Annotated in this window: 16 protein-coding genes; 7 read left to right on the top strand and 9 right to left on the bottom strand. The window is 71.7% G+C overall.

Annotated elements, in window-relative coordinates:
• Positions 1 to 76 precede the first annotated feature (76 nt).
• Both FE633_RS05440 and FE633_RS05435 read left to right on the top strand, forming a co-directional pair.
• Positions 77 to 799 (top strand): response regulator, encoded by a 723-nt coding sequence (locus tag FE633_RS05440; RefSeq protein ID WP_138043938.1) that lies wholly within the window; start codon positions 77 to 79, stop codon positions 797 to 799.
• Positions 796 to 2,172, top strand: coding sequence for a sensor histidine kinase (locus FE633_RS05435; protein WP_138043937.1), 1,377 nt, complete (start codon positions 796 to 798; stop codon positions 2,170 to 2,172). The genes FE633_RS05440 and FE633_RS05435 overlap by 4 nt, the downstream gene beginning before the upstream one ends.
• Before the next feature lie 72 nt (positions 2,173 to 2,244).
• Here the strand turns inward: FE633_RS05435 and FE633_RS05430 are convergent, their stop codons facing one another.
• Positions 2,245 to 3,216 (bottom strand): TAXI family TRAP transporter solute-binding subunit, encoded by a 972-nt coding sequence (locus FE633_RS05430; protein WP_246113432.1) that lies wholly within the window; start codon positions 3,214 to 3,216, stop codon positions 2,245 to 2,247.
• Positions 3,217 to 3,347: 131 nt separating this feature from the next.
• On the opposite strand from FE633_RS05430, the gene FE633_RS05425 reads away from it, so the two are divergent.
• Complete coding sequence (locus FE633_RS05425) at positions 3,348 to 3,698, top strand: winged helix-turn-helix transcriptional regulator (RefSeq protein ID WP_138043936.1); 351 nt, start codon at positions 3,348 to 3,350, stop codon at positions 3,696 to 3,698.
• Positions 3,699 to 3,717: 19 nt separating this feature from the next.
• Here FE633_RS05425 and FE633_RS05420 read toward each other — a convergent pair whose 3' ends face one another.
• From FE633_RS05420 to FE633_RS05405, 4 genes are all read right to left on the bottom strand, one after another.
• Positions 3,718 to 4,680: a PDR/VanB family oxidoreductase gene (locus tag FE633_RS05420; protein WP_138043935.1), complete on the bottom strand. Its 963-nt coding sequence runs from the start codon at positions 4,678 to 4,680 to the stop codon at positions 3,718 to 3,720.
• 75 nt (positions 4,681 to 4,755) lie between these two features.
• A complete protein-coding gene (locus tag FE633_RS05415; protein WP_138043934.1) occupies positions 4,756 to 5,946 on the bottom strand; it encodes an acetyl-CoA C-acyltransferase in 1,191 nt (396 codons plus the stop codon).
• 40 nt (positions 5,947 to 5,986) lie between these two features.
• Entirely contained in the window at positions 5,987 to 6,592 is a 606-nt protein-coding gene (locus tag FE633_RS05410; protein ID WP_138043933.1) for a histidine phosphatase family protein, read from the bottom strand.
• Positions 6,593 to 6,674: 82 nt separating this feature from the next.
• Entirely contained in the window at positions 6,675 to 8,231 is a 1,557-nt protein-coding gene (locus FE633_RS05405; RefSeq protein WP_138043932.1) for an AMP-binding protein, read from the bottom strand.
• Positions 8,232 to 8,435: 204 nt separating this feature from the next.
• On the opposite strand from FE633_RS05405, the gene FE633_RS05400 reads away from it, so the two are divergent.
• From FE633_RS05400 to FE633_RS05385, 4 genes are all read left to right on the top strand, one after another.
• Complete coding sequence (locus FE633_RS05400) at positions 8,436 to 9,710, top strand: acyl-CoA dehydrogenase family protein (RefSeq protein ID WP_138043931.1); 1,275 nt, start codon at positions 8,436 to 8,438, stop codon at positions 9,708 to 9,710.
• A gap of 124 nt (positions 9,711 to 9,834) precedes the next feature.
• Positions 9,835 to 10,599, top strand: coding sequence for an SDR family NAD(P)-dependent oxidoreductase (locus tag FE633_RS05395; RefSeq protein ID WP_138043930.1), 765 nt, complete (start codon positions 9,835 to 9,837; stop codon positions 10,597 to 10,599).
• A gap of 3 nt (positions 10,600 to 10,602) precedes the next feature.
• Positions 10,603 to 11,400 (top strand): ThuA domain-containing protein, encoded by a 798-nt coding sequence (locus FE633_RS05390; RefSeq protein WP_138043929.1) that lies wholly within the window; start codon positions 10,603 to 10,605, stop codon positions 11,398 to 11,400.
• Positions 11,401 to 11,637: 237 nt separating this feature from the next.
• The gene (locus FE633_RS05385) at positions 11,638 to 12,432 is read left to right on the top strand and encodes a serine hydrolase (RefSeq protein WP_246113431.1); all 795 of its coding nucleotides are present in this window, start codon (positions 11,638 to 11,640) and stop codon (positions 12,430 to 12,432) included.
• 108 nt (positions 12,433 to 12,540) lie between these two features.
• Here FE633_RS05385 and FE633_RS05380 read toward each other — a convergent pair whose 3' ends face one another.
• From FE633_RS05380 to FE633_RS05365, 4 genes are all read right to left on the bottom strand, one after another.
• Positions 12,541 to 13,584, bottom strand: a complete 1,044-nt coding sequence (locus tag FE633_RS05380; protein ID WP_138043927.1) for an NAD(P)-dependent alcohol dehydrogenase — start codon at positions 13,582 to 13,584, stop codon at positions 12,541 to 12,543.
• 2 nt (positions 13,585 to 13,586) lie between these two features.
• Positions 13,587 to 14,756 carry an ABC transporter permease gene (locus FE633_RS05375; protein ID WP_171059811.1) on the bottom strand — a complete coding sequence of 390 codons (1,170 nt, stop codon included), beginning with the start codon at positions 14,754 to 14,756 and terminating at the stop codon, positions 13,587 to 13,589.
• 1 nt (position 14,757) lies between these two features.
• The gene (locus FE633_RS05370; RefSeq protein WP_171059810.1) at positions 14,758 to 16,389 is read right to left on the bottom strand and encodes a sugar ABC transporter ATP-binding protein; all 1,632 of its coding nucleotides are present in this window, start codon (positions 16,387 to 16,389) and stop codon (positions 14,758 to 14,760) included.
• A 63-nt stretch (positions 16,390 to 16,452) separates the two neighbouring features.
• Complete coding sequence (locus FE633_RS05365; protein WP_171059809.1) at positions 16,453 to 17,595, bottom strand: sugar ABC transporter substrate-binding protein; 1,143 nt, start codon at positions 17,593 to 17,595, stop codon at positions 16,453 to 16,455.
• Positions 17,596 to 17,872: the final 277 nt, after the last annotated feature.

The raw sequence follows: 17,872 nt of genomic DNA, 5'->3' as shown, positions 1-17,872 counted from the left end.
TGGCGCGGCGGCTTCCGTAAGCTGCTGCTTCAGGTCACCAGGCTCGCAACGGTCCGAGCGCCACAAGGAAGTACCTATGCACGCGCTGCTCGTCGAGGACGACGACCGCATGGCTCAGGCCCTGGGCACCGCCCTGACCCAGCGCGGGCATACCGTCCGCCGGGTCGGCCGTGCCCTGGACGCTCTGCGGCACGTCCGCGAGGCCGAGTTCGTCCTGCTCGACCTCGGCCTGCCGGACCTTGACGGGCTGGAACTGCTGCGGAGGCTGCGCACGGTCTGCGACGCGCCGCTGATCGTGGTCACCGCCCGCTGCGAGGAGCGCGACATCGTGCAGGGGCTGCGCGCCGGCGCCGACGACTACGTGGTCAAGCCGTTCCGGATGGCCGAGCTGATGGCCCGGATCGACACCGTGCGTCGCCGCACGGCGCCGCCGCACGGCCGCCCGGACGGCATGGGGGCATCGGTGCACACCGGCGATGTGGAGATCGACATCGCGGGCCGTGCCGTCATGGTCGCCGGAGCCCAAGTGCAGCTCACCCGGCGCGAGTTCGATGTACTCGCCTTCCTGGCCGCCCGACCGGAGGAAGTGCATTCCCGCGAGCAGATCCTGGACCGGATCTGGGGCGATGCATTCCTCGCCGCCTCCCGCTCCCTGGACGTGCATGTTGCGGGCATCCGTGCCAAGACAGGTCGGGGCGACCTGGTCCGTACTGTCCGGGGCTTCGGATACCAGCTCGGCTCTCCGTCCCCGGGCGGCGGCTCCACTTCCCTGGGTGACGAGCGGGACGGCGGCGGATGAGACGCAGGCTTCTCGCCGTGCTGATGGTGCTCATGGGAGCCGCGGCTCTGCTGCTGTCCGTTCCCCTGGCCAACTCCTATGCGAGCGAGCGCACCGAGCACCTGCTGCTTCAGCGGCGCTCCGAGGCCGTGCGGTTCGCCGATCTCGCCGACCGAGTGCGCACCGAGGCAGACCGCGCCGAACTGTCCGCCGAGATCACCCGGTACGCCGAGCTGTACGGAGCCGCCGTAGCCGTCGTCGACACGGCGGGCCGGACCGTCGCCCAGGCAGGCCCCGGCCTCCGCGGTACGGGCGGCCCGGAGGCGGACGACGCCCGGCAGCGGGCCCTGACCGGCCGCTCCACCGAGCAGCTGCCGGCCGTGCGTCCCTGGGGACCCGGGACCGTCGTGCTCGCCGAGCCGGTGGGGCGGGACGAGCGGGTCAGTGGGGCTGTCCTGATGTCCGTACCGACTGCCGGGGCCCGCCGCGATGTCACCGTCCGCTGGTCGCTCATCGCCGCCGGGGCGGTCGCCGCCTTCGCGGCCGCGGCCCTGGTCGCCGCGGGCATCACTCGCTGGCTGATGCGCCCGGTCCGCGATCTCGACCGGGCCGTGGAGAATCTGACCGCCGGAAGCCTGAAGGCGCGGGCCGACTCCGACACCGGACCGCCGGAACTACGCAGCCTGCGACGCCACTTCAACACCATGGCCGAGGCAGTGGCCGACTCCATCGCCCGCCAGCGCGACTTCGTCGCGGACGCCTCCCACCAGCTGCGCAACCCGCTCGCCACCCTGGTGCTGCAACTCGAGAACGTGGAGCCGCACATCGGCCCGGGCCACGGCAGGGCCGAGCACAGCCGAGCCCTGGACGAGGCGGAGCGCCTGGAGGAACTGCTCGACGGTCTGCTCGCCCTGGCACGGGTGGAGTCCGCCACGGCGCAGCTTACGGACCAGGACGTGTCCCGGGCTGTGCGGGACCGAGTGGCGGCCTGGACGCCGGTCCTCCGGGAGGCCGGAACCGCATTGGTCCCTGAGGTGGCCGACGGTCTGCGGGCGCGGGCACTGCCCGACGCGGCGGGACGGATCCTCGACGCGCTCCTCGACAACGCCGCCAAGTTCGTACCGCCCGGGGGACGCGTCGAAGTGTGGGCGGCCCCCGCTCCGGGCGGGCAGGTCGTCGTCCGTGTCGCCGACGACGGCCCCGGAGTCCCCGAGGACCAATTGCCCTTGCTACTACGGCGCTTCACCCGGGCTCGCGAGCACCAGAACATCCCCGGCAGCGGACTGGGCCTTGCCATCGCCGACGAGATCGCCCGGATCAGTGGTGGTCGGCTCAACGCGAGCTCCGGCAGCCCGCGAGGACTGACCGTCGAACTCCGGCTACCTTCTGCCTGACGCACCGCCGAACCGACAACCGATTGGTATGCCGGACTGCGCGTTCCTCCGGGCCGGCCCCTTCCCATCGACTCAGCCGTACACCGACCGGTAGTACGCTTTCGCGCCCGGGTGGAGTGGCACCTGACCGGTGGAGATGGCGAACCGGGGCTCCAACCGGGCGCCCGCGGTCACCTCGCGCAGGAGCACTCGCCACTGGTCGAACACCACCTGGAGCAGCTCAAGCACCGCACGATCGGGCACATCGGCACGGGCCAGCAGATAGTTGCCCACCCCGATGGTGCCCACCGGTTCCCGCAGCCCGTAGGCCCCGGCGGGCAGCGTAACCGTTGTGTAGACGGGACCGTGGCGCTTGCGCAGCGCGCTCACATACCCATCCAGCGGCAGGAACCGCAGGGGCAGTTCGGCCGCCAGCGCCGACAGCGCCGGCGTAGGAACGCCGCCGGACCAGAACAGCGCATCCACCGTGCCCGCACGCAGCCCGTCGACCGAGTCCGCCAGGCCGAGTCTGCGTTCCCGTATCGGCGAGCGGCCGTCGAGCAGTCCTGCCGCCCGCAGGAGTCGGCCCGCCACGACCTGCACTCCCGAGCCGGCCGCGCCCGCCGCGACCTGCCGGCCGGCCAGCTCCTTCACGGACCGTACCGGGCCGTCCGCCGGAACGACGAGATGCGTGTAGTTCACGTAGACACGCGCCAGCGCCGTCACCGCGGCCTTTCGCAAGAACGGTGCCCGCCCCTGTACCGCGTCCTCCGACGCGTCCGCCATGGCCAGTGCCAGCTCCACCGAGCCGTCGTTCAGCCTGCGCAGGTTGTCCACGCTCGCCGCGGTGCTCACAGCAGCGATCTCCAGCCGGTGGCCGCTTCCGGCGACTGCTCGGGCAAGTGCCCTCCCGAAGGCGTTGTACGGCCCGCCTCGCGGCCCGGTCGCCAAATGCAGCCGCTGCACGGGGCCCGTGTCCTCGGCGCATCCGGACAGGACAGCAGCCGCCACACCTCCGAGCCCGGCGCGGAGCGCCTGCCGACGGCCCACCTTCGCGCTGGTCACCGACGAAGGGTAACCAGCATCCAGGCACGCGTCCGAACCGCTCCTCCTCGATGTTTCGGAATCAGAAGCGAAACGCGGTGACGTATCGTGCCGGTGTCCGAAGCGTCAGCGGTGAGACAAAGGGGTCGGCGATGGCCGTGCCGAAACCGGGACAGCCGGTACGCGGCTCCACCACGGGACGGCCGCTCATGGCAGCGCTCGACCTCTTCGGGCGGCGCTGGAGCCTGCGCATCGTCTGGGAACTGCGCGAGCAACCACTCGGTTTCCGCGCCCTCCAGCAGCGCTGCGACAACATGTCGTCCAGCGTGCTGCGGCAACGCCTGACCGAGTTGGCCGACGCGCGCATCGTCGTGCAGCATCCTGACACCAGTTACGCCCTGACCGGGCTGGGCCAGGACGCCTACACCGCGCTGCGCCCCTTGGCCCACTGGTCGGCCCGGTGGGCGGACAGCACCCAGGAGGACCACCCGCACCCGTCCTGAACGCCGTGGCCGATCACGGTCACAGGTCGAGGACCAGGCGGGGCCCGCACGAGCGGGAGACACAGATGAGCATGGTGTCACCGGCCTCCCGCTCGTCCTCGTCGAGCAGTGAGTCCCGGTGGTCGGGCGTGCCGTCGAGCACGTCGGTCTCGCAGGTGCCGCAGGTGCCTTCCCGGCAGGAGAAGTCCACGGTGACGCCGGCCTCTTCCACGGCTTCGAGCACCGAGCGGTCCGGCGGCACGGTGACGGTGAGCCCGGCGCGGGCGAGCACCACCTCGAATGCCTCGGCCGGACCGGCCCCCTCGACTGTCCGTGCCGGGGCGAACCGCTCCACGCCCAGCGTGCCGGGCGGCCAGTCCGCACACCGCTCGTGCACCGCTTGCAGCAGGGGTTCGGGACCGCAGGCGTGCACCAGGGTGCCCTCCTCGGGTGAGCCGAGGAAGGCGGCGAGGTCGAGCAGGCCGTACTCGTCCTGTGGGCGGACGAACACCCGGTCCCCGTACGGTGCGAGACGGTCCAGGAACGCCATGGAGGTGCGGGTGCGGCCGCCGTACAGCAGACGCCAGTCGGCCCCCGCGGCCTCGGCGGCCTCGACCATGGGAAGGACGGGTGTGATGCCGACGCCGCCCGCGATGAACAGGTGGCGTGCGGCGGGCCGCAGCGGGAAGTTGTTCCGCGGCCCGCGGACCCGCACGGTGGCGCCTTCCCGAAGGTGGTCGTGGACGTACGCCGAGCCGCCGCGGCCCTGCGGCTCGCGCAGCACGGCGATGCGCCAGGCCTCGTGGTCGGCGGGGTGCCCGCACAGTGAGTACTGACGAGTCAGGCCGCCGTCCAGGAGCAGGTCGATGTGCGCGCCCGGGGTCCAGGAGGGCAGCGGCTCGCCGTCGGGGCGGCGCAGGGTGAGGGAGACGACACCGTCGGCGGCGGGGGTGCGGGTCGCCACGACGAGAGGCGTCCCGTTCAGGGGCAGGAGGTCGGTCATGGTGGGTCAACCTGGTCTCGTACGGCGGGAACACGGGGCGGGAACACGAGCGGGAACACGGATGGGTGGGAGGGATCAGACCCGCGGGGGAACGTGCAGCAGCAGGGCGTCTCCCTGGCCGCCGCCCCCGCACAGGGCGGCCGCTCCGGTACCGCCTCCGCGCCGCCCCAGTTCCGCCGCGAGGGTCAGTACGAGCCGGGCGCCGGTCATGCCGACCGGGTGCCCCAGGGCGATCGCGCCGCCGTTGACGTTCACCTTCTCCAGCGGGACGTCCAGCTCCCGTACGGAAGCCAGGGCCACACCGGCGAACGCCTCGTTGATCTCGAACAGGTCGAGGTCGGCGGTCTTCAGGCGGCCGTCCCGTGACAGGGCGTCGCGGACCGCGCCGGCCGGCTGGACGAGCAGCGAGGGGTCGGGGCCCGCGACGGTGCCGTAGGCGCCGATCTCCACGAGCGGTGTCAGGTCCTCCCGGCGCGCGCGATCCGCGCTCATCACGACGACGGCCGCGGCGCCGTCGGAGAGCTGTGAGGAGTTGCCCGCGGTGATGGTGCCCTCGCCGGAGAAGGCGGGCTTCAGGCGCCCCAGGCTCTCGGCGGTGCTCCGCGGCCGTACGCCCTCGTCGGCGTCCACCACCGTCCCGCCACCGCGTCCGGCCACCGTGACCGGGGCGATCTCTGCGGCCAGCGCGCCGGAATCCTGGGCCCGGGAGGCCCTTTGGTGCGACAGCGCGCTGTACTCGTCCTGCTCCTCACGGGTCAGGGCGAACGGCCGCTGGTACCGCTCGGTGGCCGCGCCCATGGAGACGCCGTCGAAGGCGCAGACGAGTGCGTCGCGGTCGAGGGAGTCCTCGGCGGTGGCCGTGCCGTACTTCCAGCCGCCGCGTGCTCCGCGCAGCAGGTGCGGGGCACCCGACATGGACTCCATCCCGCCCGCTACGACCACCTCATGGCGCCCGGAGGCGATCATGAGGTCGGCGAGGGCGATGGCGTGCAGACCGGACAGGCACAGCTTGTTGACGGTGCTCGCAGGGACGGCGAACGGAATGCCGGCGCGGACAGCGGCCTGCCGGGCCGGATTGGGACCGGCACCGGCCTGGACCACGTGACCCATGACGACGGCTTCCACCGCGGACGGGTCCAGACGCACGGCGGCCAGCGCGGCACTGATGGCGTGCGCGCCGAGGTCGGCGGCGGACACGGCGCTCAGGGCGCCCATCAGTCTGCCGATGGGCGTTCTGACACCGGCGACGATGACGGATCCGGGCATGGCCGGGACCTCCTGGGGGATGTGAGCGGATCGGCTCGGGTCAGGCGGCGGCGTCGACGGCGCGTTCCGCGATCATGTGGGCGGTCTCGTTCACCGAGTGCAGCACGATCCGCCCGCCCGGCAGCCGCCGTACGCGGCTGACCGAGGTGTAGCCGGGATGGAACCAGAACATGAGGGGCAGGCCGAGCATCGTCGCCAGATAGGTGTTGGTGATGCCGCCGTGGCACACGGCCGCGACCCGCCCTGCGGGATGGGCGTCCAGGATGGTGTTCATGGCCCGGACCGCTCGGGCCCGGAAGGCCTCCCAGTCGAGATCGGGTACGAAGTCCTCGTACCGTCCCTCGGCGAGCGCCACCGACCGGGGGTCGTCCGCCCGGATCTGCTCCGGTGGCGTGTAGGGGTGCGAGACGTCCGTGTCCCACTCGCGCAGGTCGTCCAGCACGTTGGCGGTCAGGCCGGTGAGCCGCTCCAACGGTGCCGCCGTCTCGCGGGCACGCTGGAAGGGGCTGACGTACAGGGCGTCGATGTCCTCGTGTGCGAGCCAGGAGGCGAGGCGCTCGGCCTGCATGGTGCCCTCCGGCGACAGCCCGGGATCGTACTGGCCCGCCAAGGGAAGGCCGTGGCGGATGAGGAGGAGTTCGGTCATGGGTGATCCTTCGTACGGGGGCGGGCGTCAGCACTGGGGCGGGCGCCGTCGGTGAGGGCGATGCGGTGGCCGGTGGGATTGCTCAGCCGGCGATGGTCCGCTCGGAGCGCCAATACGGGCGGCGCATCGCGCGTTTGTCCAGCTTGCCCATCGCGTTGCGCAGCAGTTCGGGGACGAACTCGTACGACTTCGGGCACTTGTAGGCGGCCAGCCGCTCGCGGCAGAACCGGTCCAGCTCTTCGGCCGTCGGCTCCTCCCCGGCGGCCACGACCAGTGCCCGCAGCGACTCGCCGAAATCCGCGTCCGGCACGCCGATGATCGCGACCTCGGCGACAGCGGGGTGCCGGCGCAGCACCGCCTCGCTCTCGGCCGGGTACAGGTTGACGCCGCCGGAGACCACGATGTCGGCGGCCCGGTCGGTGATGAAGATGAAGCCGTCGGGGTCGACGTAACCGATGTCGCCGAGGGTGAAGACACCGGGGGAGAGGTAGGCGGCCTTGGTCTTGTCCGGGTCGGCGTGGTAGCGCACGCCCCGGCCTTCGGGCGCCCGGAAGGCCAGCAGACCGACCTCGCCGGGCGGCAGCGGACGGCCGTCGTCGCCGGTCACCAGAACCTCGAACGGAGGCTGGACGCGCCCGACCGAGCCCGGGTGCTCAAGCCACTCGGTGCTGTTGATGCGTGCCACGGTGCCCGCCTCGCTGGCGCCGTACGACTCCGTCAGCACCGGACCGAACCAGTCGATCATGGCGTGCTTCACCTCGGGAGGGCACGCGGACCCGGTGTGGGAGACCTGCAGCAGGCTGGAGACGTCGTACCGGGCGCGCACCTCCTCCGGCAGGGAGAGCAGGCGCTGGAAGTGGGTGGGCACCATGACGGTGGAGGTGACCCGCCACTCCTCGACGCGGCGCAGGAACGCCTCCGCGTCGAACTTGCCGAGCACCACGACCTGCTGGCCGGCCGCCAGGTGCCGCAGCGAGGTGAGCGGGCCGTTGTGCTGCAGCGGGCCGCACACCAGGTGGGGTCCCGGCGGGAATCCGGACCGGGCGGCCAGCGCGGCCAGGTACGCGGCGCTGTCGGCGGCCGGAGGGCTCACCCAGCGCACCTCGGTGCCGCGGGCCCGACCGGTGGTTCCCGAGGTGTAGACGAGGGGCGGCCGGGCGGGGCGGTCCGCGGAGGCGGCACCGGCGTCAGTGGCGCCACCGGAGGGCGCGGCCGCTGCCAGCCACAGATCCCAGTCGAAGGCATGCCCGGCCGGCGGGGTTCCGTGCGTCACCACCGGCAGGCCCAGTTCGCGGGCCGCTTCCAGGGCGACAGGGGCGCCGGCGGGCCCGGCGACGATGCCGGTCACGCCCGCGTCGATGATCTGGTCGACGAGTTCGCCCACCGTCAGCTGCCGGGAGGTGGCCACGGTTCCGACTCCGGCGCACAGTCCGGCCAGGTGGGCCACCAGGGTCGGTATCGCGTTGTCCCCGAGGACGGCGACCCGGTCGGCGGGGCCGGGAGCGAACTGCAGCAGCCGTGCCGACGCCCGCGCGACCTGGTCGGCGAGTCCGGCCCAGGACAGCACCCCCCGGTCGTCCACCAGGGCGGGCTCGTCAGGTGTCTCGTGGGCGCGGCGGTCGAGTGGCGGCAAGGACATGGCTCCTCCGGCGGCTCCTCGGTCCTCCCCTGGATTCAGGAGAGAGTCGATGCAGAGACTGTAGCGTTTATCAAGAAAGTGCGGAACACTCTGATTCGAGTCGAAGGTATCCCCGCACGTTTCGCCTGTTCCGAGGCGAGGGGGGCGATCGTTCGACTCACGGTTACTGAAGCTGTCGTCTGGTAAGTATCCTGAGGAGGAGCCATGTCCCAGCCGGATGTGGACACGTGGCGCACACAGGTGAGGCAGTGGCTGGCCACCGTTCTTGAACCGGGCCGGGCGCCGGAGTCCGCCTCGGAAGCCGCCGATCTCGCCGTGTTCCACAACCTCTCCGACGACGACGAACGGTTGCTGCTTCAGCGCTGCCGCGCCTACCAGCGCGCCCGCTTCGACGCCGGATACCAGGCCCTCACGCTCCCTCGGGCCAGCGGCGGCGCGGGCCTGAGTGCCGCCCACGCGGCGGCCTTCGCCCAGGAGGAGTCGGCGTTCGACGTGCCGCCGTCGACCGAACTGATCAGCGTCACCGTGCGACTCGTGGCGATGGCCGTCTCCCTCTTCGGGACGGCCGAGCAGCGCGACGACTACGCTCGCGCGTTCCTGCGCACGGACCTGCTGGCCTGCCAGCTCTTCAGCGAACCCGGCGCCGGATCCGACCTGGCCGCCCTGCGCACCCGCGCCCGCCGGGAGGCGAGCGCCGATGAAGGCGATGGGCGGGGTGGCGATGAGGGCGACTGGGTGATCGACGGTCAGAAGGTGTGGACCTCGGGAGCCCAGTTCGCTGACTACGGACTGCTGTTGGCCCGCACCGACCCTGACGTCGTCAAACAGGCGGGCATCACCGCCTTCCTGGTCCCGATGGACGCCGCCGGCGTGGAGATACGCCCCATCCGCCAGATGAGTGGCGGTGCCTCCTTCAACGAGGTGTTCCTCAGCGGTGTACGCGTCCCGGACCGGTTGCGGATCGGCCGCCCCGGGCAGGGCTGGGAGGTCGCGACCACCACCCTCGCCTTCGAACGGACCGCCTCGGGCACCGGCAGCCGGCGCAAGGGTGGCACCTTCTCGGACGTACTCGCCCTCGCGCGCTCGCTCGGCCGCACCGGAGACCCGCTGATCCGTCAGCGCCTCGCCGACCTGTATGTGAGGTCCGCGCTGCGCGCGGCCACCGTGGACCGGGTCGCCAGGGCGAGCGCCGGCGGCGGCCGGCCGGGCCCGGAGGCGTCGCTGACCAAGCTCATGGCCTCCGACCTGCTCACCCGCACCGGGCAGACGGCGGCCGAAGTGATGGGTGCCCGGATCAGCGCCGACACCGGAGAGCCGGACACGTTCGCCTGGACGCAGCACCTACTGGGCGCCCCCGGCTACCGGCTGGCCGGCGGCACCGACCAGATCCAGCGCAATCTGATCGGCGAGCGCGTGCTGGGACTGCCCGGCGAGCCGCGAACGGACCGAGTGCCGTTCTCCGAACTGCCCGGCAGCTGATGACCAGTTGCCGCCGACCCGCCAGTACGAGCCGAGCACAGCCGAGCCGAGCCGAGCACAGCCGAGCCGCAGGACAGGGATGGCCCTGTGCCCGGCGCCGTGAACCGACCGAGGAGTGAGAGCGATGGACACAGGACTGACCGGCGCGAAGGCGCTGGTGACCGGCGCCAGCCGGGGCATCGGCCGGGCGATCGCCCGGACACTGGCCGCCGAGGGCTGCTCGCTGGCACTGTGCGCGCGGGGTGAGGAGGCGCTGGAGAAGGCCGCCGCCGAACTGCGAGCGGACGGAGCGACCGTGTTCGCCGAACCGGTCGACGTCACCGACCCGGCCGCGCTCGCGGGCTTCGTGCAGCGCTCGGCCGACGAACTCGGCGGCCTCGACCTGCTGGTGTCCAATGTGTCGGCGGGCAACGTCAAGGGCCCCGAATCCTGGGAGGCGAGCCTGCACGGCGACCTCCTGCCGTTCGCCGGTCTGGTCGAGGCGGCGCTGCCGCACCTGGAACGCTCCGACCGCGCGTCGGTCGTCGTGATCGGTACGACCAACGCCTCGGACACCGCCCGCCCGGCCGGCGCCAACTCCTACTCAGCCATCAAAGCCGCCGTGGTCCAGCACGCCTCGGCGCTCGCCCATGCCCTCGCCCCCAAGGGCATCCGGGTCAACACCGTCTCGCCCGGCCCGATCGAGTTCCCGGGCGGCGCCTGGGAGACGATCCGCACGGGCCGCCCGGAGGTGTACGAGGAGGTGCTCGGCAAGCTGCCGATCGGCCGCTACGGCACCCCGGAGGACGTGGCCGCGGCGGTGACGTTCCTCCTCGGCCGCACCGGCTCGTTCTGCGTCGGCGTCAACCTCGTGGTGGACGGCGGGTTGCTGACCCGCGTCCAGTACTGAGCCGTGGCGGGCCCGGCGGGCCGCTTGGACGCCGTACTGGTCTGCGGCGGCAAGTGGCACGACTTCGACTACGCGCGGCTGCGGCTGCTGAACCTGCTCGGTGACCATCCACGGGTACGCACCCGGGTGTACGAGGACTTCGCCTGCGTGCCCGCTCTGGACGCCGCCGACCTGTTGCTCACCTACACCTGCGACGTACGTCCGGACGCCGGGCAACAGAAGGCGTTGACGCAGTTCGTCGAGCGGGGCGGGCGCTGGCTCGCCCTGCACGGCACCAACTCCGTGATCGAGGCGCCCGCCCCCGAGGGGCCCCGGGTGTTCACCACCCCGCGGCTCCTCGGCGGCCTGGCCGAGGTGCTCGGCAGCCAGTTCCTGGCCCACCCGCCGATCGAGCCGTACGCGGTACGGGTCACTCGGCCGGACCATCCGCTGGTCGCCGGGATCGAGCCCTTCACGGTCTCCGACGAGCTGTACGTCTGCGAACTGCACGGGGAGTTGGAGGTGCTGCTGCACGCCGAGTACTCGGGGCCGTGCCGAGGTTTCGCCGAGGGCGACACGGCCGCTGTCGACGACGCCCGCCGCCCCGTGCTCTACCTGAAGCGGCACGGCCTGGGCGAGGTCTGCTACTTCACCCTCGGCCACTGCCGAGGCCGCTACGACGTGCAGGATCTGGGCGTGGACGACACCGGGCGCGTTGACCGGGGCCCCTGGGAGACGCCGGAGTTCCTGACCGTGCTCGAGCGCTGCTTGGAGCGGGCCGTCGGCGCCTGGCGGGACTTCAAAAACTGCTCAAGAGGCTGATTTGTCATATTTTCATACCCTTATGTCTCCTCCCCCCAGGATGCTGAGGGTCGCCCAGTCATGTCGTACAGAAGCCACCACCGCACATACAGACTGACCACAACGCCCTCCGGCCGCCGACGGCAGACTCTGATCGTCTGCGCGGCCATAGTCCTCATGGCGTTGCCGGCAGGCTGCTCCTCGGCCGGCACCGTCAAGCGACCCCCGCCGCGGAAAACGGCCCCAGCGGCGCCCGCCATGGGACCGGCAGCACCGCGCGAGGGCCTCGGTGCGGCGCTGGCCAGGTCGATCGAGCCCGTGTTGTCGGACGACGAGGCGCGGCTGGCGGTGGCGGTGCTCCGCCTGGACGACGCCGACCGGCAGATCGCGTCGTTCGGGGACCGTGCGACGTTCGACACGGCGAGCATCGTCAAGGTCAACATCCTCGCGACGCTGCTGCTTCAGGCACAGGAGAAGGAGCGCGAGTTGACCGACAAGGAGCACAGACATGCCAAGGTGATGATCCAGGCGAGCGACAACGAGGCGGCCAATGTCCTGTGGCGGGCGATCGGCCGGGCGCCGGGGCTGGACGCGGCCAATGAGAAGCTGGGGCTGTCCTCGACGCAGGGTGGCCATGGCGCCCGCTGGGGCTTGACCCAGACGACGGCGGAGGACCAGGTCAGGCTGCTGCGCGAGGTGTTCGGCGGTGAGGGCACGATGTCCTCCCGCGGGTCAGCGGGGCTGAACCAGAAGTCGCGTGCGTACATCCGACAGCTGATGAGCGAGATCACGGAAGGCCAGGACTGGGGAGTGTCGGCGGCCGCAGGTTCCCGATGGGCCCTCAAGAACGGCTGGCTGAAACGCAGCACGACCGAGCTGTGGGACATCAACAGCATCGGGCAGGTCACGGTGCACGGGCGCCGCTATCTGATCTCGGTCCTCAGCGGCGACAACGCGTCGATGGCGGGCGGGATCTCGCTGGTCGAGCGAGCGGCCAAAGCAGCGGTCGGCGCGGTCAGTACCCGGGCCTGGCCCCGGCCCTGGCTGGAGTGAGCGGCCAACCGGCGAGCCGACGAGCTCGTGCTCCGGCCGCGGACACCCGTCAGGCCGGGCCCTGGCCAGTACCCGGCCCCGGCCTGGCCCGGTCCGACGGGGCGCGGCTCAGCCGTGCGGTAGCACCACGGCGCGGCCTTTGATCTCCCCGGCGTGCAGGCGCTCGTACGCCATGGGTGCCTCCTCCAGTGAGAACGTCTCGACGTGGGAGGAGACGAGACCCTGCCGGGCCAGTTCGACGACGTCGATGAGCTCCGCCCGGCTGCCCCAGTAGGGGAAGCAGGCGGAGACCTCGAACGGCAGTCCGCCGCCGAAGCCGACCGCCAGGGTGCCTCCACCGATGCCGACGATGGTCACGTCGCCTTCCACGGCCACCGCAGCGGCGGCGATCGACAGGGTCGCCTCGGCTCCCACGAAGTCCAGTACCGCCTCCGCCCCCACCCCGCCGGTGAGTTCCCGGACGCGCTTCGACGCCTCGGCGTCCGAGAGCAGCGTCTCGTGGGCGCCGACGGTGCGCGCCAGCCCGAGCTTCTCCTGGCTCACATCGAGGGCGATCACCCGGGCCGGGGTCAGCGCACGCAGCAGCTGGACGGCGAGATGGCCCAGTCCGCCGACGCCGATCACCACCGCCGTACTGCCCGGCCCCAGCTTGGGCAGGGACTTCAGAATCGCGTGATACGGCGTCAGCCCCGCGTCGGTGAGCGGTGCCGCCTGCACGGGGTCGAGTCCGTTCAGCGGCACCAGGTGGCGGGGCGAGTCCACCACCATGAACTCCGCGAGGGCGCCGGGGGAGCCGAGACCGGGCGGCATGATGCCGAGCTCGGCGGCCCGCAGGCAGTAGTTCTCCTTTCCCTCCGCGCACTTGCGGCACTGGCCGCAGCCCCAGGGCCCGTACACCGCCACCGCGTCGCCCTCCGCGAGCCCGGTGACACCCCGGCCCAGTGCCGCGACGGTGCCGACGCCCTCGTGACCCAGCGTCATCGGCAGGTGGTAGGGGAACACTTCCTCCGGCCAGCCCATGACCGCCAGGTCGGAGTGGCACAGGCCGGCCGCCGTCACCTTCAGCAGCACCTGACCCGGGCCGGGTTCGGGCACGGGGACCTCGACGACCTCGGGGGCAGCGCCCACCTTCCGGTACTGAACCGCTCTCATCGTCAGGCCTCCTTGTTGGGTGCTGGTGCTGGTGCTGGTGCTGGTGCTGGTACGGGCATGGGGTCGGCTCCGTCTGGATGGGAGCCCGGCGTGGGTGACTTCCGGCGGCGCAGCACGGCCGGCAGGGCGATCCGTCCGCCGGTGAGGACCAGCGCGATGATGAGGACCGAGCCGGTGAACAGGCTCGTGGCCCACGGTGCGCTGGTGGCCAGCCCGAGTCCGGTGATGCCGGTGCCGAGCAGCAGCACCGCGATCACCGTGCCCCAGGCGTTGAAGCGGCCGGCGCGCAGCTGGGTCGCTCCGACGAAGGCCGCCGCGTAGGCCGACAGCAGATACGGCGTGCCGGCGCTCGGCGATCCGGAGCCGACGGAGGACGCGAAGACGACTCCGGCGAAACCGGAGAGCAGCGCGGCCGTCACCAGAGTCATGAAGCGCAGCCGGTCGGTGCGCACTCCCTGCAGGCGTGCCGCATTCTCGTTGAAGCCGGTCGCGTACAGCCGGCGCCCCGTGGCGGTGTGCTCCAGCAGGAACCAGATGGCCACCGCGGCGACGAGCAGATACAGCACTGGGAGCGTGATACCGCCCGCGTCCAGCTGGGCGATGCTCGCGAACGGCTTGGCCAGCATTTGCACGCCGGTGATCGAGCTGTCGTTGGTCACCATGGTGATGAGGGACTGGATCAGCGCGCCGGTGGCCAGCGTGGCGATGAACGAGTCGACCCGCAGCACCACCACCACGATTCCGTTGATCACCCCGACCAGCAGGGCGGCCGTCATCGCCAGGGTGATCGCGGTGCCCGGGCCGAGGCCCGCGGAGACCAGGAAGCGGGCGGTCAGCACGCTGGTGAGCGACATGGTGTAGGCGACCGACAGGTCGAAGACACGGGCGGCCAGCGGCGTGACGACGCTGAGCGCCACCAGTCCGGCCACGGCGTTGCCGTTCAGTACCTGCTTGACCGTGGTGGCCGTCGGGAACGTCTCCGGCGCCCACACGGAGAAGATCACGACGATCAGCAGCCATACGTAGACGGCGCCGATGTTCCGGAACGACAGGGCGGCCACCGCTCGTCGGCCCAGCTCCACCGGTGTCCCCACGGCGGACACCGCGGACACCGCGGGCACCTTCGGTTCGGTCGGCCGGTGCTGCGCCGCCCGGGTCGGGGTGGATGTCATGTCACTCGGTTCCTTCCATGGCATGGACGAGCGCGGGCTCGGTGATGTCCCGGCCGCTGATCTCCCGCACGATCCGGCCGTCCCGCACCACCAGGACGCGGGTGCACAGCGCGAGCAGGTCCTCCGTGTCGGACGAGGACACGATCACGCCCATGCCGTCGTCCGCCTGACGCCCGATCAGTTCGTAGAGCTGCTGCCGGGTGGCGACGTCCACGCCCGCCGTGGGTTCGCACAGCACCAGCACCGGCGGCTGCTGGGCCAGACAGCGGGCCATGACGACCTTCTGCTGGTTGCCGCCGCTGAGCGTGGTGATCCGCGCCCCGCGTCCGGCCGTGCGCACCTCAACCCGCCGGATCCACGCCTCGGTGAGCGCGTCCTCCCTCCCGCGGTGCAGTCGGCCGAGGCGGGCGCGGAGCCGGTCGAGCAGGGGGAGCGTGAGGTTCTCCCCGACCGAGAAGTCGCCGACCACCCCTTCGTTCGCCCGGTCGGCGGGGACCAGGGGGATGCCGAGGCCGGCGGCGTTCCGTGCGTCGACCCACCGGGGGGAGCGCTCCGGTATCCGCACCCGGCCGCGCACCGGCCCGGTCCAGGCCCCGCACACGGCGTACGGCACGGCCTCGTGGCCGGAGCCGACCAGGCCGGTGACGCCCAGCCGCTCGCCCTTGGCCAGGTCGAAGCCGACGCCGCGCAGCGGGCCTGCCCACAGGTCGCGGACCTCCAGCGCGGCCACGCCGATGCCGCCTGTGCCGCCGACGCCGCCTGTGCCGCCGACGCCGCCTGTGCCGCCGACGTCGCCTGCGCTGCCGGAAGGCGGCCGCGGCCGGTGGCCGGTCTCCCTCTCCTGGCCGGCCATCAGCTCCGCCAGCGCACGGGGGGTGAGCCCGGCCACCGGACGCGTGGCGATCCGGCGTCCGCCGCGGATCACGGTGACCCGGTCGGCGAGCGCGAAGATCTCGTCCATGCGGTGCGAGACGTAGAGCACACTGGCGCCCGCGTCGCGGACCTCCCGCACGATGTGGAAGAGCCGGGCGACTTCACCCGGTGGCAGTACGGCGGTCGGCTCGTCGAGCACCAGCACGCCGCGTCGGCCCTCCCAGCCCTGGAGCGCGGCGGCGATGGCCACCACCGCGCGCTGGACGGGGGTGGCCATGGCCAGCGGCCGGCGTACGTCGATGCCGAGGCCGAACCGCTCGACCAGCGCGGCCGTCCGGCGCTCCATCTCGGGCCAACGGATGTTGCCGAACGCCGTACGGGCGAAGCCACGGCTGAGCGCGAGATTGTCCGTGGCGCTCAGCTCCTCCACCAGCCCCAGCTCCTGGTGGACGAAGCGGAGCCGGTCGTGCCGCGAACCGGTGACCTGGCCCAGTTCGAACCGCTCGCCGTCGAGTTCGGCGACGGCTCCCGGCTCCGCGTGGTGGTATCCGGCGAGGATCTTGATGAGGGTGGACTTGCCGGAACCGTTGGGCCCGATCAGCGCGTGGATCTCGCCATGGGCGATGTCGAGGTCCACGTCCTTCAGCGCCTGGGTTCCGCCGAACCGTTTCGACAGCCCCGAGACGCGAAGCACCGGCCGGTCCGTCTCGTCCGTCCGGGCCGGCCCGTACGCCGTCCCTGCTGATGTGTCAGCGTGCACCGCTACTCCATCCATCCGTCGCACCTGGCGCCGCCGGCGTGATGGCCGACGGCGCCGGGCCGGTCAGCTCAGGCCCCAGAGCGCCTTGAACTGCTTCTGGTAGTCCTCGACCAGCGGGAAGTCGCCATCGGCGGACGGGAGGTTCTCCTTGGTGATCAGCATGTTGGGCAGCTCCGCCTTCTGGTCCACGTCCATCGACTGGCCGGTGAAGTGGCGGGCCAGCGCGTCGACCTGGATCCAGGCCGTCTCGTACAGGTTCAGAGCCATGGCCGCGTCGGTGAGACCGCCCTCGATGTACTGGTAGCTCTGTGCGTCACCGACGTTGACGACGATGTGCTTGCCCGTGATGCCCGCGGTCTTCAGAGCGGCCGGGACACCCACGTTGAGCAGGCCCAGCGAGAAGACGATGTGGGTCACCTTCGGGTGCGAGCGGACGTACGACACCACCCGGTCCGGCATGTCCTTGCCGATCGCGGTGATCGGCACGTCGACGGTGTCCAGCTCGCAACCCTCGCACCACTCCCGGTACTTCGCCTCGAACCCGTCCCTGACGGGCTTGAGGATCGTGTACGCGGGCAGGTCGAAGTAGACGGTGTTGGCCTTGGCGCCGCTGTTCGACACCACCCACGAGGCGATCATCGTGCCCTGGACATCGACGTCGGCCGGCCCGTTCTTCAGCAGTCCGATTCCGTCGCCCAGCACGTCGTCGGCGTTCGACTGGATGACGGGGATACCGGCCTTCTTCAGCTTCGCCAGTTGCTTGGCGTACACCGCGCGCGGGAATCCGGAGGCGACGACGGCGTCCGGCTTGTCGCGCACCGCCTGCTCGTAGGCGGCCTGGACGGACTCCGGCGTGCCCTGGGTGGAGATCTGCTTGACCTCCCAGCCGAGCTTCTTGGCCGCGGTGGTGAAGTAGTCGGCGAGGTCCTTGCAGGACTGGACGCCGCACAGGATGAAGTCGATCTTCTTGCCTGTGGGGATCTTCTTGCCCACCGGCTGGGTCACGGGAATCCGCGTCGGGCGCTGTGAGTACTGCTGCACGGCCTTGCGGGCCGCGGTCAGGCCCGGAGAGTCGGCCGCCGCAGCCTGCGACGAGTCGGCGGCCGGAGTGGCGCCGCCGCCGCACGCGGCGAGGGTGAGCAGCGCGGTGACGGGGACGATCGCGGTCATCGCACGGCGGGCCGCGCGAACAGGTCTGAAACTCATCGTTGAGCACTCCTGTGATGTGGCGCCGGCGCCGGGGCCGGTGGTGTTCCGGTCCTCGGCGGGCGGCTCTTTCCAGTCTCTTCCGGTGCCGTTCAGGACCGGGCGGCACGCGTGGGGTGGTGGAGCGGACCATGGCGGTCGCCGCCGTGGGGGGAGGGCGGCGCGGTGGCCGACGGAAGGAACCGTGCGGCGCTCGGGCGGGAACGGGCGCAGCCGCGTCCCCGCAATCAGAAACTTGTGACGCACTACAGTCTCAAGTGCGTCGGAGTGTGACATG

It is taken from the genome of Streptomyces montanus (genome assembly GCF_005786655.1).
Lineage (GTDB): Bacteria > Actinomycetota > Actinomycetes > Streptomycetales > Streptomycetaceae > Streptomyces > Streptomyces sporangiiformans.
This window is presented reverse-complemented; position numbering and strand designations above follow the sequence as displayed.